Source organism: Clostridium subterminale (assembly GCF_039521425.1).
GTDB classification, from domain to species: domain Bacteria; phylum Bacillota; class Clostridia; order Clostridiales; family Clostridiaceae; genus Clostridium_J; species Clostridium_J subterminale.
The window spans coordinates 578,122-604,187 of sequence record NZ_BAAACI010000001.1; the positions used below are offsets into that span (position 1 = coordinate 578,122).

General features: G+C 29.7%; 33 protein-coding genes. All 33 read right to left on the bottom strand.

Going from position 1 to position 26,066, the window contains the following annotated elements; translation table 11 throughout:
* Positions 1 to 120: 120 nt before the first annotated feature.
* Positions 121 to 342 carry a hypothetical protein gene (locus ABDZ93_RS02990; RefSeq protein ID WP_343823495.1) on the bottom strand — a complete coding sequence of 74 codons (222 nt, stop codon included), beginning with the start codon at positions 340 to 342 and terminating at the stop codon, positions 121 to 123.
* 3 nt (positions 343 to 345) lie between these two features.
* Positions 346 to 984: a stage II sporulation protein M gene (spoIIM, locus tag ABDZ93_RS02995; protein ID WP_343823497.1), complete on the bottom strand. Its 639-nt coding sequence runs from the start codon at positions 982 to 984 to the stop codon at positions 346 to 348.
* An 80-nt stretch (positions 985 to 1,064) separates the two neighbouring features.
* Positions 1,065 to 1,583 carry an NUDIX hydrolase gene (locus tag ABDZ93_RS03000; protein WP_343823499.1) on the bottom strand — a complete coding sequence of 173 codons (519 nt, stop codon included), beginning with the start codon at positions 1,581 to 1,583 and terminating at the stop codon, positions 1,065 to 1,067.
* A 337-nt stretch (positions 1,584 to 1,920) separates the two neighbouring features.
* Positions 1,921 to 2,055, bottom strand: a complete 135-nt coding sequence (locus ABDZ93_RS03005) for a hypothetical protein (protein WP_343823500.1) — start codon at positions 2,053 to 2,055, stop codon at positions 1,921 to 1,923.
* Positions 2,056 to 2,211: 156 nt separating this feature from the next.
* Positions 2,212 to 2,406 carry a hypothetical protein gene (locus ABDZ93_RS03010; protein ID WP_343823502.1) on the bottom strand — a complete coding sequence of 65 codons (195 nt, stop codon included), beginning with the start codon at positions 2,404 to 2,406 and terminating at the stop codon, positions 2,212 to 2,214.
* Positions 2,407 to 2,530: 124 nt separating this feature from the next.
* Positions 2,531 to 2,956 (bottom strand): hypothetical protein, encoded by a 426-nt coding sequence (locus ABDZ93_RS03015; RefSeq protein ID WP_343823504.1) that lies wholly within the window; start codon positions 2,954 to 2,956, stop codon positions 2,531 to 2,533.
* 215 nt (positions 2,957 to 3,171) lie between these two features.
* The gene (locus ABDZ93_RS03020) at positions 3,172 to 3,663 is read right to left on the bottom strand and encodes an NUDIX hydrolase (protein WP_343823506.1); all 492 of its coding nucleotides are present in this window, start codon (positions 3,661 to 3,663) and stop codon (positions 3,172 to 3,174) included.
* A 198-nt stretch (positions 3,664 to 3,861) separates the two neighbouring features.
* Positions 3,862 to 4,095 (bottom strand): hypothetical protein, encoded by a 234-nt coding sequence (locus ABDZ93_RS03025; RefSeq protein WP_343823508.1) that lies wholly within the window; start codon positions 4,093 to 4,095, stop codon positions 3,862 to 3,864.
* Positions 4,096 to 4,331: 236 nt separating this feature from the next.
* Entirely contained in the window at positions 4,332 to 4,955 is a 624-nt protein-coding gene (locus ABDZ93_RS03030; RefSeq protein WP_343823510.1) for a tyrosine-type recombinase/integrase, read from the bottom strand.
* 125 nt (positions 4,956 to 5,080) lie between these two features.
* The gene (gene spo0A, locus ABDZ93_RS03035; RefSeq protein WP_343823511.1) at positions 5,081 to 5,914 is read right to left on the bottom strand and encodes a sporulation transcription factor Spo0A; all 834 of its coding nucleotides are present in this window, start codon (positions 5,912 to 5,914) and stop codon (positions 5,081 to 5,083) included.
* 264 nt (positions 5,915 to 6,178) lie between these two features.
* Positions 6,179 to 7,333 carry a SpoIVB peptidase gene (spoIVB, locus tag ABDZ93_RS03040; RefSeq protein WP_343824512.1) on the bottom strand — a complete coding sequence of 385 codons (1,155 nt, stop codon included), beginning with the start codon at positions 7,331 to 7,333 and terminating at the stop codon, positions 6,179 to 6,181.
* A gap of 236 nt (positions 7,334 to 7,569) precedes the next feature.
* Positions 7,570 to 9,267, bottom strand: a complete 1,698-nt coding sequence (recN, locus tag ABDZ93_RS03045) for a DNA repair protein RecN (protein WP_343823512.1) — start codon at positions 9,265 to 9,267, stop codon at positions 7,570 to 7,572.
* Positions 9,268 to 9,283: 16 nt separating this feature from the next.
* Positions 9,284 to 9,733, bottom strand: a complete 450-nt coding sequence (locus ABDZ93_RS03050) for an arginine repressor (protein WP_343823514.1) — start codon at positions 9,731 to 9,733, stop codon at positions 9,284 to 9,286.
* Positions 9,714 to 10,583: an NAD(+)/NADH kinase gene (locus ABDZ93_RS03055; protein WP_343823515.1), complete on the bottom strand. Its 870-nt coding sequence runs from the start codon at positions 10,581 to 10,583 to the stop codon at positions 9,714 to 9,716. The genes ABDZ93_RS03050 and ABDZ93_RS03055 overlap by 20 nt, the downstream gene beginning before the upstream one ends.
* Positions 10,580 to 11,404 carry a TlyA family RNA methyltransferase gene (locus tag ABDZ93_RS03060; RefSeq protein ID WP_343823517.1) on the bottom strand — a complete coding sequence of 275 codons (825 nt, stop codon included), beginning with the start codon at positions 11,402 to 11,404 and terminating at the stop codon, positions 10,580 to 10,582. Before ABDZ93_RS03060 ends, ABDZ93_RS03055 begins: the two co-directional genes overlap by 4 nt.
* A gap of 2 nt (positions 11,405 to 11,406) precedes the next feature.
* Positions 11,407 to 13,284, bottom strand: a complete 1,878-nt coding sequence (dxs, locus tag ABDZ93_RS03065) for a 1-deoxy-D-xylulose-5-phosphate synthase (RefSeq protein ID WP_343823519.1) — start codon at positions 13,282 to 13,284, stop codon at positions 11,407 to 11,409.
* A gap of 5 nt (positions 13,285 to 13,289) precedes the next feature.
* Positions 13,290 to 13,874 carry a hypothetical protein gene (locus ABDZ93_RS03070; RefSeq protein WP_343823521.1) on the bottom strand — a complete coding sequence of 195 codons (585 nt, stop codon included), beginning with the start codon at positions 13,872 to 13,874 and terminating at the stop codon, positions 13,290 to 13,292.
* A gap of 690 nt (positions 13,875 to 14,564) precedes the next feature.
* Positions 14,565 to 15,431 carry a polyprenyl synthetase family protein gene (locus tag ABDZ93_RS03075; RefSeq protein WP_343823522.1) on the bottom strand — a complete coding sequence of 289 codons (867 nt, stop codon included), beginning with the start codon at positions 15,429 to 15,431 and terminating at the stop codon, positions 14,565 to 14,567.
* Between the two features lie 24 nt (positions 15,432 to 15,455).
* Positions 15,456 to 15,674, bottom strand: coding sequence for an exodeoxyribonuclease VII small subunit (xseB, locus tag ABDZ93_RS03080; RefSeq protein WP_343823524.1), 219 nt, complete (start codon positions 15,672 to 15,674; stop codon positions 15,456 to 15,458).
* Between the two features lies 1 nt (position 15,675).
* The gene (xseA, locus tag ABDZ93_RS03085) at positions 15,676 to 16,878 is read right to left on the bottom strand and encodes an exodeoxyribonuclease VII large subunit (RefSeq protein ID WP_343823526.1); all 1,203 of its coding nucleotides are present in this window, start codon (positions 16,876 to 16,878) and stop codon (positions 15,676 to 15,678) included.
* A complete protein-coding gene (locus ABDZ93_RS03090; protein ID WP_343823528.1) occupies positions 16,868 to 17,713 on the bottom strand; it encodes a bifunctional 5,10-methylenetetrahydrofolate dehydrogenase/5,10-methenyltetrahydrofolate cyclohydrolase in 846 nt (281 codons plus the stop codon). The genes xseA and ABDZ93_RS03090 overlap by 11 nt, the downstream gene beginning before the upstream one ends.
* A gap of 8 nt (positions 17,714 to 17,721) precedes the next feature.
* A complete protein-coding gene (nusB, locus tag ABDZ93_RS03095) occupies positions 17,722 to 18,123 on the bottom strand; it encodes a transcription antitermination factor NusB (RefSeq protein ID WP_343823530.1) in 402 nt (133 codons plus the stop codon).
* 231 nt (positions 18,124 to 18,354) lie between these two features.
* The gene (locus ABDZ93_RS03100; protein WP_343823532.1) at positions 18,355 to 18,753 is read right to left on the bottom strand and encodes an Asp23/Gls24 family envelope stress response protein; all 399 of its coding nucleotides are present in this window, start codon (positions 18,751 to 18,753) and stop codon (positions 18,355 to 18,357) included.
* A gap of 188 nt (positions 18,754 to 18,941) precedes the next feature.
* On the bottom strand, positions 18,942 to 19,430 hold the full coding sequence (locus tag ABDZ93_RS03105) for a SpoIIIAH-like family protein (RefSeq protein WP_343823533.1): 489 nt from the start codon (positions 19,428 to 19,430) through the stop codon (positions 18,942 to 18,944).
* Positions 19,431 to 19,472: 42 nt separating this feature from the next.
* Positions 19,473 to 20,177, bottom strand: a complete 705-nt coding sequence (spoIIIAG, locus tag ABDZ93_RS03110) for a stage III sporulation protein AG (protein WP_343823535.1) — start codon at positions 20,175 to 20,177, stop codon at positions 19,473 to 19,475.
* Positions 20,178 to 20,212: 35 nt separating this feature from the next.
* Positions 20,213 to 20,830, bottom strand: a complete 618-nt coding sequence (spoIIIAF, locus tag ABDZ93_RS03115; RefSeq protein ID WP_343823537.1) for a stage III sporulation protein AF — start codon at positions 20,828 to 20,830, stop codon at positions 20,213 to 20,215.
* A 16-nt stretch (positions 20,831 to 20,846) separates the two neighbouring features.
* Positions 20,847 to 22,001, bottom strand: coding sequence for a stage III sporulation protein AE (gene spoIIIAE, locus ABDZ93_RS03120; RefSeq protein ID WP_343823539.1), 1,155 nt, complete (start codon positions 21,999 to 22,001; stop codon positions 20,847 to 20,849).
* Positions 22,002 to 22,009: 8 nt separating this feature from the next.
* Positions 22,010 to 22,393, bottom strand: a complete 384-nt coding sequence (gene spoIIIAD / locus ABDZ93_RS03125; protein WP_343823541.1) for a stage III sporulation protein AD — start codon at positions 22,391 to 22,393, stop codon at positions 22,010 to 22,012.
* Between the two features lie 9 nt (positions 22,394 to 22,402).
* Complete coding sequence (gene spoIIIAC / locus ABDZ93_RS03130) at positions 22,403 to 22,600, bottom strand: stage III sporulation protein AC (protein ID WP_035129354.1); 198 nt, start codon at positions 22,598 to 22,600, stop codon at positions 22,403 to 22,405.
* 15 nt (positions 22,601 to 22,615) lie between these two features.
* Positions 22,616 to 23,134: a stage III sporulation protein SpoIIIAB gene (gene spoIIIAB / locus ABDZ93_RS03135; RefSeq protein WP_343823544.1), complete on the bottom strand. Its 519-nt coding sequence runs from the start codon at positions 23,132 to 23,134 to the stop codon at positions 22,616 to 22,618.
* A gap of 3 nt (positions 23,135 to 23,137) precedes the next feature.
* Positions 23,138 to 24,055 (bottom strand): stage III sporulation protein AA, encoded by a 918-nt coding sequence (spoIIIAA, locus tag ABDZ93_RS03140; protein ID WP_343823546.1) that lies wholly within the window; start codon positions 24,053 to 24,055, stop codon positions 23,138 to 23,140.
* A 238-nt stretch (positions 24,056 to 24,293) separates the two neighbouring features.
* The gene (efp, locus tag ABDZ93_RS03145; RefSeq protein WP_343823547.1) at positions 24,294 to 24,851 is read right to left on the bottom strand and encodes an elongation factor P; all 558 of its coding nucleotides are present in this window, start codon (positions 24,849 to 24,851) and stop codon (positions 24,294 to 24,296) included.
* A 370-nt stretch (positions 24,852 to 25,221) separates the two neighbouring features.
* A complete protein-coding gene (locus ABDZ93_RS03150) occupies positions 25,222 to 26,049 on the bottom strand; it encodes a MetQ/NlpA family ABC transporter substrate-binding protein (protein WP_343823549.1) in 828 nt (275 codons plus the stop codon).
* Positions 26,050 to 26,066: the final 17 nt, after the last annotated feature.

The following is a 26,066-nucleotide window of genomic DNA, read 5'->3' on the forward strand; positions in this document are numbered from 1 at the left end:
AAATAAATTATGTGTCACTGCTAAATTTCCATCTATTTTAGCAATGGCACATAATATAATAGTACATGATTATTGAAATATGTCAATTTATTAGTAGAATTTTTTGTCTATACTTTCCCTTTATCTCAATATAGAATTAAATATATAAATATAATTATATATAATTTCTAAAGGCTTTATTAGTTGACCACCTACTAAAATACTATTTTCATAAGTTCCAGGTTGATTATAAAAATAATTCAGTACATGGTCTAACATATTAGGCAAAACTCCACCCATAACAAATATAACTATAAAGCACTCTGCATATATAATTAAGAACTTTTTAATGTCATTTCTCATATTTTATGCCCCTAACCCCTTTAGCACAAAATTAATAAGTAAAGGTGTTATAAAAGACTCAAATAAAAATCCAATAAACATAACTCCTGTGACAATTAAAAACATCATAGTATAACTTCTTACCGAACCACTATTAGGCGAATATTTCTTTGTAAATTTTTCTTTTACTATACCTATAGAAAACTCAATAGATAGTACAGATAAAAATATTAAACATGGTATATATATAAGGTTTTGTGGTAAAACCCCTAAAAGTGATAGCAATAATCCTTTTTCTTTTAATCCATACATGAAAAAACTAAAAGTAAATCCTAAAGAAAACCCTTTGTAAATATTAATCAAAATGATTATCGGAAGTCCTACCACTGTTAATCCTAAGAACCAAAATCCAATTATAATAGGTAAATTATTTTTTAAAGTACCCATTAATATTTCTTTATTAGATAATCCATCTAAAGTTGAAGATGAACCAAAAGCAGTTATATAGTTAATTAGGTTACTCTTGTCCACATCCCCCATATATTTAACACAGTATAGCCCTAGAATCATTCCAGTGGCCATAAATAATATTGTTAATAAATACATCCAAATATTTTCATAAAAATGTTTATTAAAACTATCTATTAAGCTTCTAAATGTCATACATATTCCCCCTTAGTTTATTTAAGAATTAATTTATATCTATGCCTTAACTAAGGGTAATATTCCACTGTATTTAAATTTTATAAGTATGCTAAAGCTGCAATAGTCTTTCCGTCTATAACTTCTCCACTTTTAACCATTTCTTTAATTTTATTTATACTATATGATTTTACATTTATAAACTCATCATCATCTCTATTGGCTTCACCTTTAACTAACTCAGTAGCCTTATATAAATATATGTATTCATCTGTAAAGCCAGGTGCAGTAGCTATTTTACCTAGGTACTCAAAATTTTTAGCCCTATATCCTGTTTCTTCTTCTAACTCTCTAATACCACAAAGCTTAATCTCTTCTCCCTTTTCTATTTTTCCAGCTGGTATTTCTAAAATTGTTCTATCTATAGCTTTTCTAAACTGCTCTACCATAAGTATAGTATCTGAATCCAAATAAGCCACTATACCAACTGCTCCAGGATGTTCAACAAGTTCTCTTCTTCCTACTTTGCCATTAGGAAGTTCCACTTGCTGAACCTTTAAATTTATTACTGTTCCTTTATACTTATATTCTTCACTAATAGTTTTCTCAAAAAGTTTCATAATCATCTCTCCTCATAATATATAATAGTCTGTCTCATATAAAATAGACATCTCCAATTCTTTTAAATTGAAAGATGCCTATAAAATTAAATAATATTATTTTAGCCTACTTTATTTTTAAGTCTTAGCTTGTCTGCTACGATTGCAATGAACTCACTATTTCACAAAGCCCGGACCTAGTCATATCAACGCTTTACAGCATTTACACACCAACAAACTATATCATCTTATCTATAAACATAATTCAATTTGTTGAACTCATTTTAATTAGTTTGTTGCATTATTTACACTATAAATTATATTCTAGTTATCACGTGAAATCAAGAACTATATTTTACTATGCACTTCTTTTTCTAACTGGTCTAATCAATCTTTCTCCTCTATCTCCTCTAATATATCTCATTTTTAAAACTTCTATATTTATGTCTGTTATTTCTACTAATTCAGTTAAAGTTAGAAATTTTTCCTTCATATAACATATGTATATTATTTCTCTTATTATTTAAATTGCTCTACCAAGTCCTTTTGGGTTATGGAGTTGGAATTATTCAAACTTGCTCTATCTCTTCCATTTTTAATTCCATAAATTTTTTTGCATATGAATCACCAATATATAATATCATCAATATTATTCTTTGAACATTTCATATTCCTCTTCTAGTATTTCTTTAAAATTTAAAATTTTGTAGTAACCATATCCATCTGATTTTTTAAACAATTCATCTTTAAATGGATGAGTTGTAGTTACTGTATTTTCAAAACCAACATCATTATTTATATTATTTTTATAAACATAACTTACCCAATAATACTTTTTATCCATATCAACACTTCCCTTAAATTTTTAGATTTTATTTAGTATAAAAATACCGCATATTCACGTCGAATAATATGGTAGTTTAGAAAAATATTTTGCTTGAATTTATTACATTATTTAAATACACATTCTATCTTATACCAAGTTTTATTATAAAATCATCAATAAAGAGCATAATTGTTGCAATCCCCATGAAAGTCATACAAAAATTAAATATGCCTAAAGATATAACATATCTATAATTCCTATCATCAAAATATATATCATTCATCGAATAGCAACGAAAATATTTTGGTATAAACTTATTTAATAATTCTGAACAAAGAGATACTAAACTAATTATAAGAAATAAAGAGTAGCTATTTTTCTCCCCCAAAAACTGCCCAGTTTTTATCCACTTTATTATAGTTAAAACTATCAGTATAGGAATAAAAATTTTATGCTGTATTTTTAACATTTTTTTTGATAAGGTAAAATTTCTTTCTGCCATATACATCATACCTAATAATAGCAAAATTAAACTCCAGCCTATTATATTGCTCCAAATTCTATTCATACTATTCCTTTCTACCTAAGCCATGAACTAGTTTTCTTGTATAAAATTAATCAATTTACCATATTATAACATGTTATCCAACACCACATATCCATTTCTGAATATTACGGTATTTGAGAAATTATTTAATTTTATACTGTGTTATTAATTACAAGAATGTTGTACAAATTCTAATATGGCAAGGAACCGAAAGACTTTGTTGCATCAAATTGAGATTATAAGTTATTTTCATCTAAGTATTTTTTTGCTTTTTTTATTGCTATTAATTCTCTTTGCTTTATATATTCTTCATACTCGTTTTCTTCCTCAAGAATTTTTATAGCCTCATCTATTGAGTACCATTCTACTTGATACCCTTGTTCTAATTCATCTGGCATAAAATTAGGCTGTCCAATTTCTCCAACTACTTTTGTGAGATAAAAATATGTAATTTGCTTCATTTTTCTTTCTTGTAAGTTTTCAACGACTATACCTAAGTCACTAATGATTTGAACATTTGCACCTGTTTCTTCTTTTAATTCTCGATACAAAGCTTCTTCTATATTTTCTTTTAAATCTACTCCACCACCTGGTAACATATGAAAATACATGTTTGTTAAATTCATTAGAATCATTTCTTTTTTATCATTTAACACTATACCTGCAGCTCTATTCCTTTCTCTAAAACCACTATTTATTGTTTCTCCCAAAGTATTTAATTTTTTCATTTACTTTCACCCTTTCCCCAATGGAAATTTATGAATTACAAGTTTCATCCAGTTGTATATATTATAATATAGAATCAATTTAAGAAAATTATACCATACTATATTGGATACTTATCTATATATTTCATAAATTTAGTAACTAATACTTCTAATAGCGTACTATTCAATTTTCAAAGAACATATTTCTTAACCATGATTCTACATTACTGTTAAAAGTAAATTACCTACATAAATCCTATCAAAAGAATCTTCATCTTCTTCAAGTTCATTTACTGGTAATGTTATTTTATTTTCGTTATCCCAAATATGTAGTTCTAATCCGTTGTTATTGCTCCATGTCCAATTTATATCGTTATTGAATACTATTACATCGTCAAAATCTTCTTGGTTATCTAATACAAGATTATCTTCATTTTCTAATACCTGAACCAAAAAACAATTTATACTTAACTTTATGTCCTCTACATTTTTAATTACATTTTTGAATACATTTTTACATTCCCCCTATCTTCTTACTTTTTAATAACTACTAACATCACCATAAATAATTGTTAATCCATCTCTTTAAAACATTTTGCATAGTTGTACTAAAGAAAACATACCTATCTTTTCTTCCCTTACATATCTCTGCTCTAATAAATATCGCTTTCTTATCTATAATTAAGTCCTCAATTTTTAAGGCTTAAAGTTTCTCCTATCCTCATCCCTGTGTCCATTAGAAGTTGTAAAATAACATAATCTCTATATTCTGCAAATAGTGTTAAATCTAAAGATTTTATGATTTTATTAAAATCAATATCTTTAATTTCTGCTTTAGGTTTACGACTATGTTTATAGTATTTAATTGGTGCAGATGGATTTTCTTTTATAACCTTATTTTCTGTTAACCATGTAAAAAATACTTTTATATTTTTTAAATAGTTATTTACTGTCCACATAGATATTTCTTTACCAAAATCGCCTCTGTTTTGAGGATTGTTATAATCTAAAGTATTTATCTCTACCACATAAGAATACTTTCCCTTATTCTTTGTAAATTCTAAATATGTTTTAACATGCTTTGTTGTTACCGTTATAGGTGTAAATATGTTTTCTTCATCCTCTAAATACTTAGAAAATAATTTTAAAGTACTTTCGTATGACTTCATTGTCTTTTTACTTAAATCCTTATTTGTGCAATGAATCATAAAGTCTTCAATTGCATCATCAAAACTATAAATTTTTTTGTTATTCTTGGCATAAAAAATAGGCACCCCCAAATTTTTCCAAATTGAAAGATGCCTATAATTCATAATTTTATATTTGTTGGTGTAAAAAACTGTTTGTTGCCTTGATTTGAAAAGTTAGCTAACTTGTTTTTTTATAAACATAGTTCCTTTTAAATTGAAAGATGCCTATAAAATTAAATAATATTATTTTAGCCTACTTTATTTTTAAGTCTTAGCTTGTCTGCTACCATTGCAATGAACTCACTATTAGTTGGTTTACCTTTTTCATTGTGAATAGTATATCCAAATAACTTATTAATAGTATCAACTTGTCCTCTACTCCAAGCTACTTCAATAGCATGTCTTATAGCTCTTTCTACTCTACTTGCAGTAGTATTATATTTCTTAGCTATAGCTGGATATAGCTCTTTAGTTACTGCTGACAATAATTCTATATCATTTACAACTAAAGTTATAGCTTCTCTTAAATACATATACCCTTTAATATGAGCTGGTACCCCAATTTCATGAATGATATTGGTAATTTCTGATTCTAAATCCATAGATCCGTTGTTTGATTTTGGTTTAACATCCATCATTAATGATGATGAACTTGTAGTACTAGAAACTGATGCTTTTCTAACTGAATCACTTGATATAGAATTATTAAACATATCTCTAATTCTATTAGATAATACGTCCATATCAAAAGGCTTAACTACATAATAATCAGCTCCTAAAGATATAGCTCTTTGAGTTATTTTGTCTTGACCTACTGCTGATAATATAATTATTCTTGGCATAGGATTTAAGTTCATTGTATTTAATCTTTCAAGAACTCCTAATCCATCTAGGTGAGGCATTATAATGTCCAGAACTACTAAATCAGGGTTGGTTTGTTCAATAAGTTCTAAAACCTCTACTCCATCTTTCGCTACACCTACTACGTTGATGTCCTTTTGACTTAAAAAGTAATCACTTAAAATATTGCAAAACTCCTTATTATCATCTGCAATTAGCACATTAATGCTTCTTTGCTCCATTCTACAACTCCCCTTTTTGTAATTTTTACCATATCATAAATATATAATTTCGACAAAAGTAATAAAACTCCTTCTACTACCTAAAAAAAAATAAATTTTTTTAAAATTCAACCTTTTCTTATATTATAACATTATTTTGAGTCAAATAAAAACAACCTATTATAATTTTGTATAAATAGATTGTTTTTATTTAATACTTAATTACTATTTTTATTATTTTATGGTGTTTTACACTATTTTTCAAGTATATTTGATATATTTTATTTATTTCCTAATATCTACTTCATTTATCATCCAATCCATATATATTCCATATCCAGTATCTGGTTTGTTTACAAGAACATGAGTTACAGCACCTACTATTTTATTATTTTGAATTATAGGACTTCCACTCATTCCTTGAATGATACCACCAGTTTTCTCTAAACACAATGGGTCCGTAACTTTTATTACCATACTCTTACCATTTGGCTCATCTTGATTTAATAATTTTTCTATCATTATGTCAAATAATTCAGGTTCTTCTCCATCTATAGTTGTAAGAATTTGCGCTTTTCCTACTTTTACCTCATCTTTAAATCCAACTTTCATAGGCTTATTAAAATTATTGCATATTAAATTATCATTACCTTCTCCAAAAACTCCTACTGGAGTATTTAAAATAATTTTTCCTAATGCTTTATTATTATCTGTAAAAATTCCCCTAAGCTCACCTGGACTACCTTTTGCTCCTTTCCTTACGGATACAATATTGGAATCTACAATTTCACCTTTTCCAACGGTCATAATTGTATTGGTATCCATATCTGTTATAGGATGTCCTAATGCTCCAAACTTCCCACTTTCTTTGTGATAAAAAGTTAAAGTTCCTACTCCTGCCACAGAATCTCTAACCCATAATCCTATTTTATAGTTTTCATCCTTTTTACTGATCACTGGATTAACTATAAAATTCATTTCTTCTCCTTTTCTACTTACTGTAACTCTAATCTTATCTCCTTTGTTTCTATTTACATAAGTAGCTATATCCTCAGCACTCTTTATTGTTTCATTATTAATCTTTATAATACTATCTCCTATAGCTATTCCTGCAATAGCAGCAGGACTTTGAACCTTATTACCATCTACTTCAATATCTGACAAAGCAATGACAAGAGCGCCCTTTGTATTAATTTTAATTCCTAAGGGTTTTCCTCCTGGATAAACCATAATATCGGAGGTTTTAGCATAATTAACCCTTTTTAGACTAGTAGCTTCTGAAAAATTTAATTTATAGTCCATAGCACTTGAATAATTATTTATTGAAGGTACTGCTTCATCAAAATATCTATTTACTATATCAGTATAGCAATTTATAGATATTAATATGAAGATTGTAGTAAATATCAAGGATAAAATATTACTAAATTTTTTCATAATGCTTTACCTCCTGTAAAGAATGTTTAACTTTAATTTTCCCCTATGAGAAATTTTTATGTTAGAGTTCTTTTTCTTTTAAACCCAAAAAGATTTCCTAATTGAATTTTTTAGAACACGAAAATAAAACACTATAAACTAAAGTTATACTTAGTTTATAGTGTTAAACATTTTTATCGTATATATTCACAATTTAATTTTTATTTTTTAAATTTTATATTAAAATATAAGGTATTTTCTTAACATCTTAATTCACTTTTTATTTCTTTTGCTTTTGAAATCATCTCTCGTGCATTTTCAATAGTTATAGCTGTAACTTCACTACCACCAATTATTCTAGCTACTTCTTGCTCTACTTCATCATCCTTTAGTTTCTTTACCTTTGTAAAGGTATTTACCTCATTGCTATTTTTTTCAATTAAATAATTTGCATCTGCTAATGCTGCAATTTGAGGTAAATGGGTTATACAAAATACTTGGTGAGCTTCAGAAATAAGCACCATCTTTTCTCCTACTCTTTGAGCTATCCTGCCACTTATGCCAGTATCTACCTCATCAAATATTACAGATGGAATCTGGTCTTTATCTACAAATACAGTTTTAAGAGCTAACATAATTCTTGATAATTCTCCACCTGAAACCACTTCTTCTAAAGGCTGTAATGGCTGTCCAGGATTAGTTGAAATGTTGAAATGTATTTTATCTCTTCCTTTAGAATTAAGGTTTTCTGTATATGCTACATCTATTTTAAATCTACTTTTTTCAAGCCCTACATAATCTAATTCTTTTTTTATCTCTTTCTCTAGCGATTCACTTATTCTTAATCTTATGTTATGTAACTCTTCAGCTATTTCTGTTAATTTTTCATATAACTTTTTCTTTTCTTTTAGTAGTTCTTCTATAATATCTCCACTGTTTATCAACTCATAATATTGTTCTTCGATATGATTTTTATAAACTAGCACATCTTCTAAAGTAGGTCCATATTTCTTTTTACAAGCAGATAATTGATACATTCTAGAATTTATAAATTCTAACTCGCCTATGTCGTAATCTGTATTATCCTTTAAGTCACTAACAGTTCTAGTATTATCCTCTAACAAGTAATATGATTCTTCCAATGAGTCTACTATTGGCTTAACGTCTTCATGATGAGCTTCAATAGATTTAAGTTCTCTAATTACATACATTAATGAATCTATAATAGAAATCCTACTTTCATCATTTTCTTTAAGCAAAATATAACTTTTTTCTAAAGCTTTTTTGATTTTTTCTCCATTAGAGAGCATATTAAATTTCTTTGATAATTCCTCATCTTCACCGATTTTAGGTTTTATACTATTAATTTCATCTATCTGAAACTTTAGAAAATCAATTTTCTTCTCTCTTTCTCCATCGTTACCTTGAAGTCTATTTACTTTTTCTTCAACCTCACCATATTTCAAATAAAGTTTATCGTATTCTTTAAGCTTATTAACCAATAAATCTTGTCCAAATGAGTCTATATAATTTATGTGATTTGAACTATCTAATAGATTTTGGTTTTCATGTTGACCATGAATATCAATTAAAGTTTCACTAACCTGTTTTATCTTAGAGAGAAGTAAAGATTTATTGTTTACCTTTGCTATAGTTTTACCTGAATGAAAACTTTCCCTACTAAGTATTACTATTCCCTCATCACTTATATCTAATTCTTTTAAAATATCCCTAGTTCTTTGATTTTCAATAGAAAAAACTGCTTCCACCACAGTTTTATCTTCTCCTACCCTTATTAAGTTCTTATTAAATTTGCCGCCAAGAACAAAACTAATTGCATCAATTAATATAGATTTACCTGCTCCTGTTTCTCCTGATAAAACATTAAATCCACTAGAAAAATCTATGGATAGTTTTTCTATAAGAGCAAAGTTCATAATATTAAGTTGTAAAAGCATTTATACCATTCCTCATTTACTTTATTAATTTTTCTATTTCTAATTTAAGTTCATCGGCTTTTTCATCTGTCCTTACCAAGATAAATATAGTATTATCTCCAGCTATTGTTCCAGCTATTCCCTCTAACTTAAAAGAGTCAATTGCTTCAGCGGCAACTTGAGCTGATGCTGTAATTGTCTTTACTACTAAAATTTTGTCTACCTTTTCAACAGATATAGCTGTATTAGAAAATATGTATGACAATGCACTAATAGTTGAATTATTATTTGTATTTACCTGTGCATACTTGTATCTTCCTGTATGAGATAAAGTTTTTATTAAATTTAGCTCTTTTATATCCCTCGATACTGTTGCCTGGGTAACCTTTATATTTCTAGCTCTTAATCTATCAGCTAAATCATCTTGAGTTTCAATATCTTCATTTTTTATTATCTCTAATATTACACTATGGCGATTTTCTTTCATCAATTTTCTCCTCACAATCCATAGATCTCGAAATTATTTTTGTTCTTAATATTTTAAAATAATCATAATCCTTAAATTGAACAATCTTACATTTATCTTCAATTGTTTCAATTATCATCTCATTGTATTTATCTGATTCTAATTCTAAATGCCCATCACAGGTTAAGAATACGTTATCTTCGTTGGTATTTAATACTATCTTTATCTTATTATGAGGATCTAAAATAATAGTTTTCACTCCATTTGATATAGGACAAATGGGAGTTAAACTTATTAAATCCATAGTTGGATAAATTATGGGTCCCCCTGCTGATAAAGAATATGCTGTAGAGCCTGTAGGTGTAGATACTATTAATCCATCAGCTTTATAGCTACTATAAAAGCTTTCATCTACAAATATATTATAAGTCAACATTCTGCTTAAAATCCCCTTGGTTATAACTATATCATTTAAAGCTACATGAACATTCTCATCATCCTTTTTGGGGATTGTGACCTTTATCATCATTCTTTCCATGATTTTAAATTCCTTATTTTTAAGCTTTTTAATAGCTTCACTAAACTCTGTTAATTCTACACTAGATAAGAACCCTAAATGCCCTATATTAACTCCGAGGATTGGCACTCCATATTTATATATCTTTCTTGCTGCTCTTAATATAGTTCCATCTCCGCCCAAGGTAACAAGTATATCTAATTTTTTATTTTCTTCTAGCTCCAATCCCTCAGCATCTTTAAATATATGTAATTCACTTTCAGGAAATTCTTCCTTTATTATATCATGAACATAGTTTAGTATTGAACTCTTCTTATCTTTAGATGAATTAATGTTAATACCTATACTCTTCATATATCCTCCACAGTAAGTTTTTCATGAGCATTTTTTACAATGTTTCCTATGCTATTGCTGTTAAAATTTCCTATTTTATTAAAATCTTTAGTAAAATTAATCAGATATTCTATATTTCCATTAGGACCCTTAATACCTGAGTAAGTTAAATTCAATATATTAATGTGATTCTCCTTTAAAAAGGTTACCACATTTAAAATAACTTCCTCATGGATTTTACTATCCTTCACTACACCTTTTTTAGATACTTTTCCTCTACCAGCTTCAAACTGAGGTTTTATAAGCGCTACCACTTCTCCGACTTCCTTTAAAAGTGGAATCACATGTGGTATTACTTTCTCTAATGAAATGAATGATACATCTATAGATGCAAAATCACAGGGTTCACCAATTTGTTCCATGGTAAGATTCCTTACATTTGTACCTTCCATAGAAACAACTCTTTTATCCCCTTTAAGTTTTTCTGCTAATTGATCTTTTCCTACATCGATTGCATATACCTTAATAGCTCCACTTGTAAGCATACATTCTGTAAAACCACCAGTAGATGCTCCTATATCTAAACATTTAAGCCCTTTAAGATTTATATTAAAATCTTTAAGGGCCTTTTCTAATTTAAGTCCACCTCTACTTACATAGTGAATTACTTCACCATGCATTTCAATTTCAGCAGTTTCTTCAACTTTTAGCCCACATTTTCTTTCTTCTTTTCCATTGACATATATTTTCCCAGATAAAATATATTCTCTAGCCTTTTCACGAGAAATTGCTAATTGCTTTCTTACTACTAATAAATCTAATCTAACTCTTTCCTGTAACATGCTTACTCCTTAGTTAAAAAATCCTCTATACTACTACAAATTCCTTCCGGGTCTAGTTTGTTAAGGTTGTATAATATATTAACATCTCCATGCGGTATAAATTTATCCTTAAAGCCTAATGTCAAAATATTATTCTTAAGTAACCCTTCCCTATTTAAATACTCTAATACCTCGTTTCCAAGACCACCAGATATCATATTATCTTCTACAGTAACTAAATCATATCCCGACTCTACTAGTTGTTTTATTAACTCCGTATCTATAGGCTTTACAAAACAACTATTTACTATAGTACAATCTATATTTTTTTCCTTTAATAATTCTTTAGCAAGAATTACATTTTGAACCATATTACCTACTGCTATTATTGCCACTTTTCCAGACTTGTTACCTAAAACTTCCCATTTACCTTTTCTAAAGAAAGTCATAGGCGAAAGTTTAATATTAGATAAATCTCCACCCCTTGGATATCTTATAGCTATAGGATAGTTTTGTGTAACTGCAAACTGTAGCATATATCTTAACTCTTCAGTACATTTAGGACTCATTATTGTCATATCTGGTATGTGAGTTAAGTAAGATAGATCAAATACACCTTGGTGAGTTTCTCCATCTTGCCCTACAATACCAGCTCTATCTATAGCAATCACTACTGGTAATTTCTGCAATGCTACATCATGAATAACTTGATCATAGGCTCTTTGAAGAAATGTAGAATATACTGCAAATACAGGCCTTAATCCTTGTGATGCCATACCTGCTGCCATGGTTACTGCATGTTGCTCTGCTATACCTACATCAAAAAATCTTTTAGGAAATTCCTTAGAAAATCTCTCAAGGCCTGTTCCCTCTGGCATAGCTGCAGTTATGGCTACTAATTTTTTATTTTTTTCTGCTAATTTTAGCATAGTTTCTCCAAAAATTTCCGAATAAGATTTGCTAACCTTTGAAGGCTGCTGTCCATTTTTACAATTAAAAGGTCCTACTCCATGAAATTTACCTGGGAATTCCTCTGCATACTCATAGCCTTTACCTTTTTTAGTTATTACATGAATAATCACTGGCCCTTCCACCTGCTGAGCTTTCTTAAGAACCTTACTCATTTCTTTAATATCATGGCCATCTATTGGTCCATAATACTTCAATCCCATATTTTCAAAAAGCATCCCCGGAACCATAAGTTGCTTTACAGAATCCTTCATCTTATTTATAGAATTAATCATACTTTTTCCTACCTTTGGTATCTTCTCCAAAGTAGCATTTACATCACTTTTAACTCTATTATAAGCATTACCCATCCTTAAATCATTTAAATATGTGGATATTCCTCCAACATTTGGTGAAATAGACATTTGATTATCATTTAATACTACTATCATCTTAGTTTTATTGTATCCTATATCATTTAAAGCTTCCATAGCCATTCCGCCAGTAAGTGCTCCATCTCCAATTACTGCCACCACGTCATGTTTTTCATTTTTTATGTCTCTAGCCCTTGCCATCCCTGCAGCTGCAGAGATAGATGTACTACTATGTCCTGTATTGAACATATCATACTTACTTTCTTCTGTTTTGGGAAATCCACTAAGCCCTTTATATTGTCTAAGAGTATCAAATCTCTCTTTACGTCCTGTTAAAATTTTATGAACGTAAGATTGATGTCCTACATCCCAAATTATCTTATCCTTATTAAAATCAAATACGTTAAATAAACTCATTGTCAATTCAACTACACCTAAATTAGATGATAAGTGGCCTCCCGTCTTGGAGACTTGAGTTATAAGAAATTGACGTATTTCTTCTGCAAATTCTTCCAATTCATCTATTTTCATATTTCTTATTTCATTAAAATCGTTATATCTATCTAAATACTTTGACATTTTCCTTAACCTCGTTTTATAAAATATATTAATTTTGCAACTGCATATAATATATTATTACTATTTGTAATTGCGAATTTTTTTCCTAATGCTTTTCCACCAACAGTGGCTCCTGCAATCATTGCACTAATACCAGATGCTATTAATATTTCAGAACTATTAGGATAAAGAAGTAATACTTTTGCTACTATTACTACTCCTACGGCTCCACTTATAATACCACATACATCTCCTACCACGTCGTTACAAAAGTTAGAAACCTTACTTGCATTTCTTATCATCTTTACTGCTATTTTTGCTTCCTTTATCTTCTTTGCAGCCATAGCATGAAATGGAATTTCATTAGCTGCCGTAACTGCTGTACCTATTACATCAAAAATTACGCCTAAAAAAATAATCAACACTAATATGGTAAACGCTAAAGAAGCATTAACCCTTGGAAGTGTAGATTCTGATAAAAGTGAAGCAGTTCCACTAATAATTATAGTATAAATTGTAATTTTAGCTATCCATAATGCTTCTTTTGTATTTTTTTTCTTACATTCTTTGTTTTTAACTTTTTTACTACGCCTACTACTATCGCTTTCCAATTTTACCCTCCAAAAATAGATAAAGGTGGCAGCATACTAAGTAAAATTTGCGGCTTAGGTCTAGCAGGATTTCCCATAGAGCAATCAAAATGTCGCCATCTTGACGGTTTCCCTTTAATGCTCTATCTATAGTGTTTCCAACTACAGGGCTAGATTACCACTTAGTCCACACTGCAATCCTTAATATGCTTCACATGGAACAGTCTAGGAGATTTCCTCGACAGTTAGGTACCCTCTTATCCTCTTTTGCAACATGGGTTTTAGCAAGCAATAGCCCCATTACCCTGGCCGGGGTAATAAGATTTGTTCTCACCTCTACCCACCTCACTCAAGGCAGGCTACTCTGCACATAGCTCGTTTACCACAATGCAGGTTTAATCCAGTGCCGTACCGTGGGTATCTCTCCCAAAGCACAAACATTGGTCTCCACGATTGTAGGGTCGATGTCGCATGCCTTTGCGGTCGCCCCACAACCTTACTCCCAGCACAAGCCCACAACTGGGCGTTACAGGCCAGCACAAGGAACTTCATCGATGTGCCCTTCAACGGATTTTTAGCCCCGTCCTCAAAAGTACTTACCTGACTAGAATACTGCACCACCTCATTAATTTAATTATAGCATAACTATAATCAATTAACATTATTTTTTTATAAAGTTCATTGTCCTTAGAATCCATTTGTTTTAGTAGATTAGTATTCTCTCTCCAGTAAAAACTTAGTTATATCTTCTAGTTCTTTAGTATCTCTTTCCATGCTTTTCAATAGATCATAGCATTCTTGTGTTAAATTATTACAAAATTCTTTACACTTATGAATTCCATACATAGTAATAAAGTTTGCTTTTTTATTTTCTCCATCACTTTGAGTTTTTCCCAGTAATTTAAAATCTCCTTCAACATCTAAAATATCATCTTTAATTTGGAAGGCAAGACCTAATTTTTCTCCAAAGGACTTAAGGATTTCTATGTCTTTTTCTAAAGCTTCCCCTACAATAGCCCCTGCTATAATTGAAGCTGTTATAAGTTGACCTGTTTTATTTTTGTGCATATCTAAAAGAGCTGCTTCATCTATACTTTGACCTTCACTTCTTATATCTATAATTTGACCCTTTATCATCCCATCTATACCTGAAGACTTTGAAATTATTGCTGCTGCCCTAATTTTTTTTATTTCTCCATCTAAGCACTGTGAAAACATTACATTCATAGCTTCATTAAGTAAACTATCTCCTGCTAAGGTAGCCATGGCTTCTCCATATACCTTATGATTTGTAGGTTTTCCCCTTCTTAAATCATCATTATCCATACATGGAAGATCATCGTGTATTAAGGAATAAGTATGTATCATTTCCATAGCTGCAGCAAAAGGAAGGATTTTCTCTATATTCCTACTATACATGTTATAGCTACAAATCATAAGAATAGGCCTTATTCTTTTGCCACCTATTTTTAAACTATATATTATAGGCTCTAGTATGGAGCTATCCCCAACATCTTTAGTCTCAAAATAGCTTTCCATCCACTTCTCTATCTTTTCTTTATATATATTTAAATTCATATTTAATCCCTCGCTAAATATATTTTAGTTTTCTTGATGAAAATCCTCTTCACCTTTATCTGTCAATATTTTTATTCTTCCTTCTGCTTCTTGAAGAGTCTTATATAAATCACTGTAAAGTCTCATGCCCTCTTCATATTTTGATATGGCGTCATCCAATGTAACTTCTCTACTTTCCATTTCAAGCAATATTTCTTCTAGCTTAAGCACTTTGCTTTCATAAGTCTCTTTTTTCTTAGCCATCTTACTCCTCCACCTGTTCTATTTTAAATAGTCCATGCCCATCTTTCATGGTAATATCTATAACTTCATGTTTTTTCAACTTCTCTAAATATTCTATAGGTTCATTTTGGGGACTTTTTATAATGCTATATCCCTTATCTAATATATTTAATGGGTTATTTGCAATTAATCTATGACTTATAACCTTTAATCTATTTCTCTCCTCTTGGAGCTTTAACTCCATGGTAAACGCTAACTTACTTTTTAAATTATCTAACTTATCATATTGATTTACCACGTAATTCTCAGGACTGTATAACCTTAATCTATTAAACATACTATCAAGGCTATTAAATCTTTCATTAATATTTTTATCTATAGCATATATAAATTCATCTCTTAATCCATTTAACTTATCTTTAAGACCTTCTAGGCTATATACTGCAATTTCAGCAGCATGGGAAGGAGTAGCTGCTCTTAAATCCGCTGTAAAATCTGCTATGGTAAAATCTGTTTCGTGTCCTATACCTGTTATAATAGGTGTTTTAGAGGTAGCAATAGCTCTTGCTACCTCTTCTTCATTAAAGGCCCATAGCTCTTCAATAGAGCCACCACCTCTAGCTAGGATTATCACATCTATATCCTCTATATTGTTAAGAATTCCTATACCTCTGGAAATATCTTTACTAGCATTAATACCTTGAACTAAGGATGGATATATTAAAATATCAATGTTTTCGTTTCTTCTAGTAGCTACTTTAATTATATCTCTTACCGCTGCTCCCGTTGGTGAAGTAATTACCCCTATTCTTCTTGGTATTACCGGGATTTCCTTTTTTCTATTAATATCAAAAAGTCCTTCTCTCTCTAACTTTTCTTTCAGTAAATTAAAAGCTGTGAACAGTTCTCCTTCACCATCTACTTCCATAGTGTTACAATAAAGTTGATAGGTTCCTTCCTTCTCATATATGGATATATTTCCAGACACTACTACGTTCATTCCATCCTTGGGCATAAAGGTTAAATTCATGGCTTTTGTCTTAAACATTACACATTTGAGTTTGGTAAAATTATCCTTCAAAGAAAAGTAAATATGCCCACTGCTATGGATTTTCACATTAGATAATTCTCCTTTTATATTAGAATTTTTAAGGATAAAATCATTATCTATTACTTTTTTTATATAACTATTTACCGCTGTTACTGTTAAAATTTTACTGTACATTTTTTAACCATGCCTCACAGGTATTCTTCATAAGCATTGTTGTTGTCATAGCACCTACTCCACCTGGTACCGGAGTTACTAAGCTAGCCGCTTCTATTACTTCATCAAAGTTTACATCACCCTTAACCTTACCTTCAATCATAGTAGTTCCTACATCTATAACTATAGCACCCTCTTTAACAAAATCCCTAGTTACAAAGCCTGGTTTTCCTATAGCTGAAACCAAAATATCTGCTTTTTTACAAACACTTTCTATATCTATAGTTTTTGAATGACATATTGTTACAGTAGCATTTTCTTTAAGAAGTAAAAAAGCTGCTGGCTTTCCAACTATGTTGCTTCGTCCAATTACTACTGCTTCCTTTCCCTTTATATCTACTTGGGATTTAATAAGTTCAATAACACTTCTAGCCGTACATGGCATGAAAGATTTTTTATCTTTATACATCTTTCCTAAATTAAAATCTGTAAGCCCATCTACATCCTTCTCTACATCTACAGCATCTAAAATTCTTTCCTCATTTAATGCTTTTGGAAGAGGTAACTGAATTATTATCCCATCAACAGAATTATCTTCATTTAACTTTTTAACTTCATCAATAAGCTTATCCTCTGAAATATTTTCTGAAAACATTTTTATTTCGTATAATATTCCAAGCTCCTCACTTACCTTCTTTTGTCCTCTAGTATAGGAAACAGAACCTCCATCTTCACCAACTATTATTGATACTAGTCTTGGAGGTCTTTTCCCTTCTTTTACTCTGCTTGCAATTAATTCTTTAATTTCGCTTTTATGCTGAACTGCCAAGTCTTTTCCACTTAATTTTGTTCCCATAAATACACCTACTTTTTAATTAAATTATTTAATACCCCATTAATAAATGATGGCGCATTATCATCTCCATACTTCTTTGCAAGTTCTATAGCTTCATTAATAGTAACTTTGTTTGGAATATCTTCTTCAAATAAGATTTCATAGGATGCCATTTTAAGAATAGCTAAGTTCATCTTTGGTAATCTTTCTAATTTCCATTTAACTAAATACTTAGAAATAGTTTCATTTATTTGAGCTTCATTTTCAGATATTCCCTTTAATACTCTTATTACATATTCAAAGTCTATATCCTCTATTTTTTCCTCTGTATTTTCACGAAAACTTTCAATAATGTCCACATAACTCTCTTTGTTAATTGACATTTCAAATACTAACCTGGTTGCTATCTCTCTACTTTTTCTTCTATTCATATATATACCTCCATAAAATATATCTTGTTTATTATTTTTCTCATAAGTTTATTGTAGCTTTTAATAAATGAATTATCTATATAAAACCAATGAAATGGGAGTCTTCTATGTATAAGTTCCTTGTATTTGCTTAATATTATGTTCTTAAAATTAAATCAAACTCCACATCATAACATTCTATAAATTAATTTTACACATGGAAACACCCTCTTCACTAGAGGGTGTTTAAAATTACTCTATTTCCTCTTCTTTGTTCATCTTAGGAAATATAATATTCTGAACGTTAATATTAACTAATGATACATTTAAACCAGTCATAGTTTCAACAGTACTTTTAACGTTTTTCTGCACCTTTAAACACATATCCGGTATCTTTATACCGTACTCCACGGACATATGTAAATCTATTACTGCAGAATCATTATCCATAGTTACTTTAACGCCCTTTGATACATTCTTTTTACCAGTGAGCTTCTTACTTATATCTTCTACTAATCCAGCACTCATACCTGCAACACCTTCTATTTCTGATGCTGCAAGACTAGCTATTACACCAATAACTTCGTCAGATATTCTTACTATACCAACTTCTTCCTCTGTAGGAACTTCATTTAATATATTTTCTTCCATAATTCACTACCCCCTTACCAGTGTGATTAATAATATTCATATTATATCAGATAACAATTTCTTTTACAAATTTTATAATAGAAATACTCATTATTTTTATATTACCCACTTTTATAAATATTACCCTATAAATATATTAAAAACAGCAGATTTTAACTCTACTGTTTTTAAAAACAAAATAATTTTTGCTATTCAGCTACTTTTATTTCTATATCTTTTATATCAGCTTTACTCATAACTACATCTTTGATTTGTCTAACTTGTTGGTCTGAAAGTTCGCCTTCATGTTTAATTATCACTGTAGCCTTTTCTTTGTCTAGAGTACAAAGAGCTTCTTCAAATCCTTGAGCTTTAAGAGCTAATTCAATTTTAACTTCTTTATCAGATTGAAGTGCTAAATTCTTATATTCATCAGCAGCCTCTGCCTTTTGATCTTGTGGAGTACTTTCATCATCTAATAAAGCCTTTAAAGTTTGAAGAGTTTTAGTTGCATTGTTATCACGTTGCAATCTTGCTTCTGTAAAATAATTTGAATTAGTTGATGCACTAACTGTAGTTCCATCACCACTCTTTTCATTACTTACATAAAGTGGTCCATTTACTTGAGTTGCTAAATAACCTGCAAATAAAATTAATACTACTAGTGAAGAGATAATTATAGTTTGTTTTTTATTCATTATAGTTCCCCCCGAATTTTTTATTTATATCACATTTATATGCTACTTTTTCATAGGATATACCTGTACTTTATCATCTGAAAGACCAAATAGTTTAATTACAGCTTGACGTATCCTTAATTCTGTCACTGAATCACCAGCTCCTTCAGCTACTACACAAATTCCTGTAATAGTTGGATTATAAGTTTTTGTTATAAATGGTTGTTGTTCATTTTCCTTATTCTCCATAACTACAGTACTTCCACCATTTTCTTGTGTTATCTCTCTTTGTCCACCACCGTTGTCCTTTTCATTTGTAACACTAGTAGAAGTTTCTTCATTAAATACTGGCACCTGCTCTTGTCCACTTCCGAAGTAAATCATAGAGTGAACTTTACCCACGCCTTCTATTTTCTCTAATAAACTAATTAATTCTTCCTGCATCTTCTCCTTATAAGCCTTATCTACAGCAGAAGATTTAGTGTCTGTATTCTTTTGTATTTCATCACCACTCATTGCCACTACATTAGCAGTACCACTATCACTCCCCTTTGGACTATTATCCTTTGTAAACATACTTCCTACTATTAATAGTAAAACTCCAACTAAAAATACTATAGCTAAATTTGTTAATAGATTAGAATTAATTATTTTAGACTTTTTTCCACTTTCGCCTATAGTAGGTTTAGACTCCTTCTCTTGCTGTTTGTTCTCACCTCCTTTTCCCTTAAAAATATCCTCAAATACTTTTTTAAGATTATTTGACACTTTTATCCCCCCAAACTTCTATTCAAAATTTATGTTTAATTATTCTTAAGCTTGTATACATATATATTTTCTTCATCTATATCGTAGTTAGAGCTAATAAAATTCCTAACCTCTATTGATTTTTTATCTGTTGAAGAATCTTGATTGTCTACTTGAACTGATTCATCCCCAATTTTCACCTTTTTAACCCTTTCCACTGAACCATCATTAATTCCTATCTCTATTCTTTCAATTAGAAAAATGCTATTTTCATTATCATAAACTGCTTCTACCTTGGCACTATATTGATCTCCTTTAAAATTTTTCTCTAAATCAGCTATACATTGCTTTTCTAAATTTCCTTTAAATCTTTCTAAGGTACTATTTATATTAGCCTGTCTATATTCTTCATAGTTTTTGTCACTTTGATCATTGAATACTAGTTCTGCCGATTCTTCAATTATTTTGTTCATTTGTAAATCTCCATTAAATATTTTTAAAATAGGACTTAATATAACTACAAAGACAATTAATCCAAGAACAAAATTACAATACTTTTTTAATGAATTATCTGGCAATATCATTTGTACTGCAGTAGAAAAAAATATGGCCACACATATGGTTATTATCCATTCCCCTAAGGCTTCTATCATTCCATCACCTACTTTTAACATAAATTAATCTAGTATCCTACATTAGAATAAATCCTTTACCTGTGGCAGCTATTATAGTTATCATTATAAAAAACATTACACTAACACATATAATACAAGAACCAAGTAACATGAGAGATCCCCCTGCTGCATCTATAATATTTGTTACCTTACTATCACTTACTGGTTGTAATAATGCAGAAGTAAGCTTATACATGAATCCCATAACAAAAATCTTTATTATAGGAAGTAAAATTATAGATATAAGTACTACTACACCTAATAAACTAATTGAATTTTTTAAAAGTAAAGTGTAGCTAGCCACGGTAGCAAAGGCATCAGATAAAGTTTTACCTACTACGGGTATAAAACTATCCATGGCAAATTTAGCTGTTTTTGTGGCTACCACATCAAAACTATTTCCTACAATTCCTCTTATTGTAATTATACCTACAAAAATTGTAAGAAAAATTCCTTGAACCCATAGAGCAAACTTTTTAAGTAAACTAGTCAAATTCTTAATATTATATTCACTAGATATGTTATTTACAAAGTCTAAGACAAAGCTCATACAAATTATAGGTATGATTATAGATGAATAAAGCTTAGTTCCTAAGGTACATACACCCATAATAATAGGATCCATTACTACCGCTTGACTCACACTTCCTACACTTGCCAGTAACATTATTAGCACTGGCATTAATGCTACCATAAAATCACTTATACTATTTATAACCTGTTGTGTTAATTCCACTCCTATATAAAAGCCTCGAGCAATCAATATAATCATTACTGAGAAGCAAGCAAAATATGCCACATTACACAATTTTTCATTGCTAAAGGCATTTTGTAGGTTGTTTAGCAGTGCACAAACTATAGCAATTATGATAAGTTGTCCTATTATTTTAAAAGATACTACTATTTCTTTAAACACATATCCTAAGGCCATCTTTAATATTTCTTTTCTTTCTAAGGAATCTTGTCCACCTTTCATATAACTTTGTACAAATTCCTTAGGAGACATATCTTTTAGTAATTCACTTCCCGTATCTAGATTACTTATATAATCATATAGTCCATTTATTTTGCTCATTTGCTCATCATCTATATTTACTTCATCATTGCCATAAGCTTTTATAGGAATTAAAAATATGATCATAACTATTAAAATAAATATACTTTTTTTCATATTTACACCTACATTATCTTTAATATTGTTTGCATCACAGCCATTAGTATTGGTATTGAAAGAGTAAGAATTAATATTTTTCCGGCAAATTCTACCTTTGATGCAATACTACTCTCACCAGCATCTCTACATATTTCACTACAAAAGGATGATAAATATGCGATACCTAAAATTTTAAATACTGTATCCAAGTACACTATGTCTATATTAGCTTTATTGGATAAGGTTTGAAGGAAATTTACTATTATGGTTAGCTTACTAACTAAAAACATAAATACTATTATGCCTGCTATTAGGCTAATTAAAAGAGCAATATCTGGTCTTTCCTTTTTTACCATTATCACAATAAGAAGAGTTATTAGTGCAAAGGATACTATTTTGATAATATCCATAGCTTCCTCCTAAAAGTAAAATAAAGTTTGTATTGCATTGAATAACTTTGAAACTAAGCTAATCACTAATATAAGTATTATTACTATTCCTGCTAAATTACTAATGACTGCATACTCCTTTTTACCTCCACTATCCAAAACCTTATCTAAAACTATCATTACTATTCCAACTATACCTATTTTCACTATTATACTTATATCTAACAAAATTCATACGCCTCCTTACATTAAAATAATTCCTATCATGGCACCAAAGGAAAATCCTAGATACCTATACATCTTTACATTTTTATCAATGTTATATTCGGCATTCTTAATTGCTTTTCCCAGATTTTCTAGAGTCAGTGCAAACATATCATTATGTCCTTCTATATCCATCTCCCCTAAGCTTTTAGTAAAATCTAAAAATATACCTAGGTCATCTTTAGTTAAGGACAATTTATCCACTCTTTTATCTAGACTTTGAATGAAACAACTATTTACATCACATTCTTCGTTACTAATAAGTAATTCCGACGCTTCCTTAAAAATTCCAGCTATGGGTTCTTCACATTTTTCATAAACCTTATTAAGAGCTTCTGGAAGTAATGCATGGGTAAAATTAATTTCATTCTTTAATACATACACTCCTCGCTGGAATTCCTTTAACTCCCTAACTCGCTTTTTAAATTTCTCACCATAGGAAAATCCTAAGATAGTAGATGAAGCTACTATGAGAATAAAACCTATCACTTTTATCATCTATTACCACCCCCTTACTTTCTCACCTTTTGTAAAATCATATATATATTCTATGGTTGCAATGCCACACTTATTACTTAAAATTACAGCTCTTTGAAAAACTTTATTTTCTAAGATTTCTTTAAATACTGGTCTATTATAAAGGTCTTTTTCATTGAATCCGTGGATAGTAGTTATTACATTTACTCCTGAATTTAATGCTGCCACAATACTCTCCATATCCTTATAGGTCCCTATTTCGTCACATATTATAATATGAGGAGCCATACTTCTAATAGCCATAATTATACCTTGACTTTTCGGGCAATTATCCAATATATCAGTCCTAATGCCTACATCCATTTGAGGAACCCCTCTATAACAAGCTCCAATTTCACTTCTTTCATCAATGATAGCTACATTTTTACCACTTAACCCATATCTTGATAATCCATTAGATATCTCCCTTGATAAATCTCTTAATATAGTTGTTTTCCCACATTTAGGTGGAGATATTATTATAGTGTTTAATATGGTATTATCCTTAATTATAAAAGGTAGAATTCCCTCACTACATCCCCTTACTTCTCGTGCAATACGTATATTAATTGAAGATATGTGTTTTATAGTCTTGAGAGAGTTTCCTTCCAAAACACATGTGCCACAAATACCAACTCTGTGACCACCTTGAATAGTTATATACCCTTGTTTGATTTCTTCCTCAAAGGCGTATATAGAGTAGCTACTTATCTTTTGAATTATTATCTTTATGTCCTCTAGTTTTGTATTATAACTTGTTCTTATCTCCTTATTATTACTTATGAATATGAGAGGTTTGTTAGCTTTTAATCTAATTTCTTGCAGCTTCCCACCATGGTCATAGTTCATAACTTCAGTTCTAATAGAAGGAGATAGTATATCTAAAACATCTTTAGTAATCATGCAACTCACCCTTTCTTACTTAATTGTTATTACCTTTCATGGGTAATTATTACTATAATATTTTTATTTTTTTGTTTTTCAAAAAAATAAGTGCTTCATGTAATGAAATATTATATTTCATTACATGAAGCACTTATTCAAAATGTTATATTTTGATATAACCTCTATAAATTACTAAAAAGTATTCATAGACAAAACAAAAACTAGCCTTCAATTATGAAAGCTAGCTCAATATGGACTAAACTCTTTCCATATATTCTCCAGATCTAGTATCAACTCTAATTGTGTCTCCTTCATTTACAAATAGAGGAACTGGAACTACTGCTCCTGTTTCTACTGTAGCTGGTTTTAACACGTTGGTTGCAGTATTACCTTTAACTGCTGGCTCAGTGTTTGTTATTAATAATTCAACGAAGTTTGGAGCTTCTACTGAGAAAGCTTCACCTTTATAGAATTTAATTATTGCAAACATATTTTCTTTTAAGAACTTTATAGCTTCTTCTACTTTATCATAGTTTAAAGGAATTTGCTCGAAAGTTTCTTGATCCATGAAGTAGTATAACTCTCCATCAGAATAAAGATATTGCATTTCTTTTCTTTCTATAACTGCTTCTTGGAATTTAGCAGTTGGGTTGAAAGTTGTTTCTGTAACCGCTCCAGTTATAGCATTTTTTAATTTAGTTCTAACGAAGGCAGCACCTTTACCTGGTTTAACATGTAAAAATTCTACAACAGTGTAAACTTGTCCACCATCTTCAAAAGTTGTTCCTTTTCTTAAATCTCCAGCTGATATCATAATGTAACCTCCCAATATATAATAGCCTTTGTTAATAAAATTATTATAACCTATTTAAAGCACTTTAATACCTTATGTAGTTATTAATAAGCATACTAAATTGTAGTAATAAAGATTAATTACTAAATTTAATAAATATAATTACTCGCATTTACATTAACAATGATATTTTATCAAAACTATGTATTCTTTGCAAACAAATTATACCTTCATATTTAGAAAGTTGCAATAAAAATTTAAATATATTATTAAAAATACATATTATATCCATATATTCATATGTAATATATACACTTTTTCTTTTAAAAATACATCCTAAATATAATATTAAGGATGTATTTAATACTTTTATTTAGCATATTTTTTAGATTTAAAATGCAGGTACAATAGCTCCTTTATAATTATCCTCGATGTATTTTTTTACTTCTTCAGAGGTTGCTGCCTTTGTTAAAGCTTTTATTTTATCATTTTCCTTATCTTCAGTCCTAACAGCAATGATATTAGCATATGGGCTATCTCCACCTTCTATTACTAATGCATCCTTTAAAGGATTAAGTCCTCCCTCCAATGCATAGTTAGTATTTATTACTGCTAACTCTACATCTTGTAAAACTCTTGGTAACTGTTCAGCATCTAACTCTGTTATCTTAACATTTTTAGGATTCGATGTAATATCTTTTGAAGTTACTAAATCTCCCTCTGGAATTTCAATTACTCCATTTTTAGCTAAAAGTTTTAAAGCTCTTGCTCCATTAGATGGATCATTAGGAATTGCTATTTCTGCACCTTCTTTAATAGCTGATATATCATCTATTTTTTCTGAATATAATCCCATTGGTTCAAGATGTACCTTTGTTGTATAAGAAAGATCATAAGATTTTTCCTTTACTGTCGCTTCTAAGAAAGGTATATGCTGGAAATAATTTGCATCTATCTCACCTTCAGCAAGGGCAGTGTTAGGCAGCACATAATCTGAAAACTCCACTATCTCTACTTTATATCCTTCTTTCTCAAGCAAAGGTTTTATAGCATTTTCTACTATAGCTTTATGAGGCTCTGGAGACACCCCTATAGCAATAACCTTATCTTCACCATTAGCTCCTGAGCTTTCCTTTCCCTTAGAACCACATCCTACTAAAGTTACTCCTAAAGCCAATATTAACGTTAAACTTAATAATTTCTTTACTGATTTTTTCATGTATATATTCCTCCTCA